Source organism: Corallococcus sp. AB045 (assembly GCF_003668895.1).
GTDB classification, from domain to species: Bacteria; Myxococcota; Myxococcia; order Myxococcales; family Myxococcaceae; genus Corallococcus; species Corallococcus coralloides.
In genome coordinates this window covers 1-7,072 of the sequence record NZ_RAWN01000317.1, presented here as the reverse complement: position 1 = coordinate 7,072, position 7,072 = coordinate 1, and the positions used below count along the sequence as shown (strand labels likewise).

Annotated in this window: 5 protein-coding genes; 3 read left to right on the top strand and 2 right to left on the bottom strand. The window is 72.2% G+C overall.

The window, feature by feature from the left end; translation table 11 throughout:
• Both D7Y21_RS39295 and D7Y21_RS39290 read left to right on the top strand, forming a co-directional pair.
• Positions 1-246 carry a DUF3006 family protein gene (locus D7Y21_RS39295; protein ID WP_121718443.1) on the top strand — a complete coding sequence of 82 codons (246 nt, stop codon included), beginning with the start codon at positions 1-3 and terminating at the stop codon, positions 244-246.
• A gap of 51 nt (positions 247-297) precedes the next feature.
• Positions 298-2,355, top strand: coding sequence for an ATP-dependent DNA helicase RecQ (locus D7Y21_RS39290; RefSeq protein ID WP_121718442.1), 2,058 nt, complete (start codon positions 298-300; stop codon positions 2,353-2,355).
• Here D7Y21_RS39290 and D7Y21_RS39285 read toward each other — a convergent pair.
• Both D7Y21_RS39285 and D7Y21_RS39280 read right to left on the bottom strand, forming a co-directional pair.
• Complete coding sequence (locus tag D7Y21_RS39285) at positions 2,352-2,696, bottom strand: hypothetical protein (RefSeq protein WP_120565008.1); 345 nt, start codon at positions 2,694-2,696, stop codon at positions 2,352-2,354. The genes D7Y21_RS39290 and D7Y21_RS39285 overlap by 4 nt on opposite strands.
• Positions 2,697-2,748: 52 nt before the next feature.
• Positions 2,749-6,351: a tetratricopeptide repeat protein gene (locus D7Y21_RS39280; RefSeq protein WP_121718441.1), complete on the bottom strand. Its 3,603-nt coding sequence runs from the start codon at positions 6,349-6,351 to the stop codon at positions 2,749-2,751.
• A gap of 92 nt (positions 6,352-6,443) precedes the next feature.
• On the opposite strand from D7Y21_RS39280, the gene D7Y21_RS39275 reads away from it, so the two are divergent.
• A complete protein-coding gene (locus D7Y21_RS39275; RefSeq protein WP_120564924.1) occupies positions 6,444-6,893 on the top strand; it encodes a hypothetical protein in 450 nt (149 codons plus the stop codon).
• Positions 6,894-7,072 lie beyond the last annotated feature (179 nt).

Here is a 7,072-nt window from a genome sequence, read left to right as displayed (position 1 = left end):
CTGCTGGGGCTGGGGACGAGCCCCGTGCGTGTTGAGGTGCTGGAGGAGACGCGGGCCCAGGTGGTGCGGACCGACGGCGGGCAGGCGTGCACGGTGGAGCGCTGGCGGCTGCCACCGGGTGCGCGCGAGGGAGACGTCCTCGTGGACGGCCGCCTGGACCCGGAGCGGACGGAGGCGCTGCGGCGCGAGGTGGCGTTGAAACGGGCCGCGCTGGCGGTTCCCCTTCCTCCGGGGCTCGAGCTGTGACGCGGGGACACCGGTATCCACGAGGGGATTGGCGTTGACGGCCCATCCAGGATGATGAACATGCGCGCGATGACGGAGTCCCTGCCCTTCCTTGAAGATGCCCAGCAGGGACTGGTGCGGCACTTCGGCCTGCCGGAGTTCCGCCCCGGCCAGGCGCCCGTCATCAGCTCCGTCCTCAGCGGCCGCAACACCGTGGTGGTGATGCCCACGGGCGCGGGCAAGAGCCTGTGCTACCAGCTGCCGGCAATGCTGTTGCCGGGCATCACGCTGGTGGTGTCGCCGCTCATCGCGCTGATGAAGGACCAGGTGGAGCAACTCACCGCGAAGGGCATCGCGGCCACGTACATCAACTCGTCCCTGTCGGACGTGGAGCGGGCGGAGCGCCTGCGCAAGCTGCGCGCCCGCGAGTACAAGCTGCTCTACGTGGCGCCGGAGCGCTTCCGCAGCGCAAGCTTCCTGGAGCTGGTGTCCGGACTGGGCGTGGAGCTGTTGGCCGTGGACGAGGCGCACTGCATCTCCCAGTGGGGCCACGACTTCCGGCCGGACTACGCGCTCTTGGGACAGGTGCGCAAGCGGCTGCGGCCTCCGCGCACGGTGGCGCTCACCGCCACGGCGACGCCGGAGGTGCGCGAGGACATCGTCCGCGTGCTCCTGATGAAGGACCCGGCGGTGTTCGCCCAGGGGTTCGACCGGCCCAACCTCTTCCTGGACGTGGTGAACGTCAGCGGGGACGAGGAGCGCCGGGACGCGTGCGCGAGCCTGGCGGCGAAGGGCGGCGGCAGCGGCATCATCTACTGCTCCACGCGCAAGGCGGCGGAAGGGATGCACTCCGCGCTCGTCACGCGCAAGGTGAAGGCGGTGCTGTACCACGCGGGCATGGAAGACGACGCCCGCCGCCGCGCGCAGGATGACTTCATGTCCGCGAAGGAGGCGGTGGCGGTGGCCACCAACGCCTTTGGCATGGGCATCGACAAGCCGGACATCCGCTTCGTCGCGCACGCCAACATCCCCCGCGCGGTGGAGGCGTACTACCAGGAGATTGGCCGCGCGGGCCGCGACGGCAACCCCGCCACGGCGGTGCTCCTGTTCAACCACGCGGACGTGTACACGCAGGAGCGCCTCATCGAGGGCAGCCACCCATCCGAGTCCGTGCTGTCGGACATCTGGGCGCAGCTGCAGGCCGTGGAGGAGTTCGACCGGGGCGTGCACGCGCTCGCGGGCATGGTGGGCGCCAGCGAGTTCGAGGTCTCCGCCGCCCTGAAAATCTTCGAACGCGAAGGCAAGCTGGAGCGCGGTGGCCGGGGTGAAGGCGAGTACGGCATCACGCTGACGGACAAGGCCGCCAGCGCGCAGCCGCACGCGGCGGAGTCACAGCGGCTCCTGCGCTCACTGCTCGAGACCTTCCCCGTGGGGCGGCAGGCGACCACGGAGTTGCCCATCCTCGCGCGGCGCACGGGGCTGACGGAGGACGACGTCCGGCACGCGCTGGGCCTCCTGGAGAAGTCGGGCGTGGTGCGGGTGCGCCGGCCGTTCGCGGGGCGATCCATCCGCGCGCTGGAGCGCGTCCCGTTCCGCGAACTTTCGGTGGACCTCTCCCGGGTGCGCGAGCAGGAGCGGCTCAACCGGCTGATGCTCAAGCGGATGGCGGACTACGCGTACACGCCGAAGTGCCGGCGCGCGTTCATCCTGCGCTACTTCGGGCAGGCGGACGCGGCGGCGGTGTGTGGCAAGTGCGACCGGTGCGCGGGCAGCATGATGCCCAAGCCGTCCGGTTCCGCCTCGCGCTCCATGCCGGCCGCGTCCGGGGCGCCGGTGATGGTGTACAGCGAGCTGGCGTCCATGGAGCTGCGCCGCTGGCGCAAGGACCTGGCGAAGGACCTGGGCGTCGCGCCCTTCATCATCTTCAACGACGCGACGCTGTTGGGGCTGTCCGCCGCGCTGCCGGTGGACCGGGAGTCCTTCCTCGCGGTGAAGGGCACCGGGGAGAGCCGCTGGGAGCGCTTCGGCCCCAAGGTGGTGGACATCTGCCTGATGGCGCGCGCGGCGGGCCATGAGCCGCAGGCGGCGCCCGTGGCCCCGCGCATCCGCAAGGCGAAGTCGCGCCGCTAGCCGTTGCCTGGCGGGGGGCCTTCACCGCCGCGGGTGGCGCGCAGCAGCGCCCACCGCAGCACGGCCATGATGGCGCCCACCACCAGCGCGAGCACGAAGATGACCGCCACGGTGACGAGGCCGAAGACGACGCGCACGCCCAGGTCGGTGATGCGGCCGCTGAAGTACGCCTCGCGCAGCGGCTCCATGGCGCGCACCAGCTCCAGCGCCCGCGCCGGCAGCGAGTCGAGCGCCATGGAGAGGCGATCGAAGAAGGGCGAGTGGTACCGCCGCCGGATGGTCTCCACGACGATGCCCGTCAGCAGGTAGAGCACCGACAGCAGGAAGGCATTGCCCCACATGACCTTCAGCAGGGGGGAGGACGGGGGCCGCGGGTCGCTCACGTCGACCACGCTAGCGCGACGCCCGGCGCTTGAGGAGCGGAAGGGCCTTCTTCACCCGGTTCGCCTCCGATGAGCCCCCCGCGAGCTTCAGGAAGGACTCGTAGGCCTCCACCGCCCGGGGCAGCTCCGCCGTCTCGCGCACCAGCACGTCCGCCAGCGCCAGGTGCGCCAGGCCGTCCGTGGGCTCCAGCTCCACGGCCTTGGCCAGCGCCTCGCGCGCGGGGGCCTCCTGACGCTGCTTGAAGGCCACCAGGCCCAGGGCCAGGTATGCACGCCCGTTGTAGGGGGCCAGCTTCACGGCCTCGTCCGCCGCCGTGCGGGCCTCCTTCACGGCCCCGGCGCCCAGCAGCACCCGCGCCAGCGTCACCTGGGCGAAGGCCTTGTCCCAGACGGTGGGCGCCTTGTCGGCCAGGTCCTGCAGCGTGCGCGCCGCGCCACGGCCACCGCCCGGCAGCTGCGTGTACAGCTCGCCCACGCGGCCGCACGTCGCGTCCGGCCCTTCACGCCGCGCCGCCGCGAAGGCCGCGTCCGCGCTCTCCACCTGCCCCTGGCGCAGGAACGCCTGGGCGATTTCGCAGAAGGTGTCCGGGTCCTTGGAGTCCAGCTTGTTGGCGCGCTCCAGCGCGGAGAAGCCGCCCTTCGCGTCGCCGTTGGCGAACAGGAGCGCCGCGCGCAGCCGCTGCCCCTCCGCGTCGTCCGGCGCCAGCTTCACGGCCCGGCCGGACGCCCCTTCCGCCTCCTTGCGGCGGCCGGACTGGTACAGCGCCAGCGCGAAGCCCTTCTGCGCGGCCGCGCTGCCCGGGTTGTCCAGCTGCCACGCCTCGAACTGCTTCAGCGCCTCCGGCGTGCGGCCCAGCGCCAGGAGCGTGCGGCCCAGGGCGTCGCGGGCCTCGCCGTGCGCGCCGTTGCGCTCCACCGCCTGCGTCAGCGGTTTGAGCGCCATGTCCGGCAGCCGGCGCGACAGGAGCAGCCGCCCCAGCGAGCACGCGCCCTCGTAGTCGCGCGGGTCCTTCATCGCCTCGTCGAACTGGGTCTGCGCCTTGTCGAGCGCGCGCTCGCGCCAGTACACCTGTCCCAGCGCCACGCGCAGGTCCGTGCGCGGCTTCTTGGCCAGCGCCTTCTCCAGCACGTCGCGCGCCTGGGCGCCGTTGCCCTCGTGCGCGTCCGCCAGCGCGAGCCACGCGACGGCCTCCGGCGGATAGCGGTCGTTCACGCGCGTCTTGCCCAGCTCCGCGCGGGCGCGCTTCCAGTCCCCGAGCCGCGCGTACGCCGCGCCCCGCACCAGCGACACCTTGCGGCCCCCGTCGGCCTCCAGCCGCTGCAGGGCCTCTTTCTCGCGGTCGCGGTCCAGCAGCGTGCGCCCCAGGCCCTCCTTCGCGGCCTCGCTCTTGGGCTGCAGCTTCAGCGCGGCTTCATAGGCCTGCTGCGCGGCCTCCAGCTTGCCCGCCGCGCGGCCCGCGGCCCCGAGCGCCAGCTGGAAGTCCATGGCCAGCGGCCCCTGCGTGCCCTTGGAGAGCAGGGTGTGCGCCTCATCGTACTTGCCCAGCGCGGACAGGATTTCACCGTGCACCAGCTGCTGACGGGGCTGGAGCGCGGGGGGCACCTTCGCGTCCTGCGCGAGCGGCGCCACATCCGCCAGCGCCGCGTCCAGGTCCTGCTCCAGCGCGAGCCGGCTCTCCGCCATCCCGATGCGGGCGGCGGCGTGCTCCTTGGAGACGTCGCGCGCGCGCTTGAACATCTCCAGCGCCTGCGCGAAGTCCTCGGAGGCGAGGTAGTAGTTGCCCAGCGCCACCAGCGCGCGGACGTTGCCCGGCGACGCCTTGAGCGCGCGGTCGAAGCGGTCCAGGGCCTTCTTCTCCTCCTTGGCGGCGATGAGCAGGCTGCCCGCGAGCGCGTGCACCTCCGTCACGTCGTCCTGCGAGGCGAGCAGCGCGCGGTTCGCGGACTCGCGGGCCCGGTCGTCGGCGACGAGCGCGTTGGTGGCCAGCACCAGACCGTTGAAGCCGTCCTTCACGCCCGGCTTCTCCAGGGCCTCCAGCGCGAGCCGGCGGTCATCGGCCTTGGCGCCGTGGTCCAGGTAGCGCAGCGCGTGCGCGTAGCCCGCGAGCGCCCAGGCGGCGGGGCTCGCCTCGTCCATGTCACGCGCGCGGTCGAGCTGGCGGAGCGCTTCATCCAGCGACGCGCCGGTGTCCTGCGCGACGGCGCGCTTCGCGAGTTCCAGCGTCTCCGACAGCGTCTGGCCGCCCTGGCGGGAGCGGTAGAGGATGAAGAAGCCCGCGCTCGCGCCCAGGAAGATGAGGGCCACGAAGAGCGCCACGGTCTTCGCGCCATAGCGCTCAAGGAGCGACTGCTTCGCCCTCTCCTTGGCGATCTTCTCGTGCATCTCGCGCTCGTACTTCGCCGCGAGTGCCTCCGTGTCCTTCGCGTTCGCCGCCGCCTTGTTGCGCGCCGCGGCCGCCGCCAGCTCCGTCGCGTCCGGGATGTCGTCCAGCAGCGAGCGCTTGCCACCCGAAGCCGAAGCGACCGGAGCCGACGTCACCGGCGCGGCCGGGCGAGCCCGCACCACCTCCGGAGGCGGAAGGTCCCCGAGCAATCCCCCGCCCTGCGACGCGGAGGGTTCATCCGCCGGAGGAGCATCCGGGAGATCCGCCAGCATCCCGGACTTGCGCCCACCGTTGGAGGCCCCCGGATCCGCTACCTGCACGGGAGCGGAAGGATCCTCCGCGCCCTGATCCGGATCCGCAGGCGCGGCGCCCGCCGGATCCGCGAGGTCCCCCGACTCAGGCGCCTGGCCCGGATCCGCTCCGGCGTCCGACGTCGCACGCCCGCGTCCCGAACCCGGCTCCTGGCCCGGATCCGACGGGCCACCACGAGCCGCATCCACCGGATCAGCACCGCGCTCCTGATCACCCTCCGCCACGGGACCGGGGCCCCGCGCGTCCTCCGGCACCGGCGTCCCGACGGGAGCCGTGGGCCCACCATGCGCCTCGATGGAGGCGACCCTGGAGGCCGCCTGCGCATCCGTTCCACCCGCCGGCGTCTCCGTCCGGGCAGCGCGGCGCGGCTCCAGTCCCGCCGCCGCGGCGGCACGCGCCTCGAACGCGGACGGGGCCGCTTCCGGAGCAGGCGGCTCCGGCGCATCCTCTTCCGGCGCGGCCGCGGGGGTCGCCAGGACGCCCAGGTCCTCGAAGATGGGCGCCGGTCCACCGGACAGCGCCTGCTGGGCCTGGTCCAACCACTGCTTCACGCGCCCGTTGTTGGGCTGCAGCGCCACGGCCTTGCGCAGAATCGGCAGCGCGGAGCGGTACAGCCCGCGCTGCAGGAGCACGTCGCCAATGAGGTTGTAGGCGTACGGGTTGTCCCGCTCGATGGCGATGGCCTGGTCGAACTGCTCCATCGCCTCCGCAGGCCGCCCCAGCTGGATGAGCGCCTTGCCCCACAGCACCCGGCCCACGGTGGACGTGGGATGGTGGGAGATGCCCTGCGTACACACCTCGATGGTGCGCTGCGCGTCTCCCTTCTCCAGCAACGCCTTCGCCAGCTCCACGAAGACGGAAGAGGTCGGGTCCTGCCGGAGGAGCTGCTCGTAACGCTCCACCATCGACTTGGCCATGTTGAGTCGCGACTCCGGTGCGCTTAGCGGGGGAGCGCGGACCATACCACTGCCCTCGTCCGTTCCGCCCAGCGGCTGGTAGCGTCGCGCGCATGAACCGCCTGCCTGCCCTGATGGTCGCCCTGGTCCTCGGTGGGGCCTGTGCCCACACCCCTCCCAAGTCGGACCTGGAAGCGCTCAAGCCCGTCGTCGAGGGCTTCCACAAGAACCTGCGCTGGAGGAACTACCGCGCCCTGTCCACCTTCCTCGTCCCCGAGGAGCGCAAGGACTTCGACAGCAAGCGCCGCGAGCTCCACGACGACCGCGACCTCACCGTCACCGACTACGAAATCGAGGACGTGAAGCTCGCCGAGGACGGCCGCCGCGCCACTGTCCACAGCCGCATCCAGTGGATGCGCCTGCCCTCCGTCACCGAGCAGAACGACACCGTCACCTCGGAGTTCATCTTCCGGGACGGCGTCTGGCTGCTGGAGAAGCAGCAGTCCGGTCCCTTCGCGGGTGAGCTGGAGCCACGGGAGGCACCGTCGGCGCCGTCTCCGTAGCCCGCAAAAAAGTCGCCCACCGTCTCGGGGCCGGCCGAGACGATGGGCGTCGAGGATTCCCCAATGGAACCCCCTACCAGGGTGACGATGTCGCGCGGTACTTCCGGCCCGCTGCGACCCCGCCGTGTTGCCTGGTCTCTAGAGCAATGCGAGTGCCAACCGCTCAGCCCCCCTGCCCC

What these genes read in the sequence shown, in the direction of transcription:
- D7Y21_RS39280 (WP_121718441.1), bottom strand. Translation starts at nt 6,351, where the DNA reads ATGGCCAAGTCGATGGTGGAGCGTTACGAGCAGCTCCTCCGGCAGGAC.
- D7Y21_RS39285 (WP_120565008.1), bottom strand. Translation starts at nt 2,696, where the DNA reads ATGTGGGGCAATGCCTTCCTGCTGTCGGTGCTCTACCTGCTGACGGGC.
- D7Y21_RS39275 (WP_120564924.1), top strand. Translation starts at nt 6,444, where the DNA reads ATGAACCGCCTGCCTGCCCTGATGGTCGCCCTGGTCCTCGGTGGGGCC.
- D7Y21_RS39290 (WP_121718442.1), top strand. Translation starts at nt 298, where the DNA reads ATGATGAACATGCGCGCGATGACGGAGTCCCTGCCCTTCCTTGAAGAT.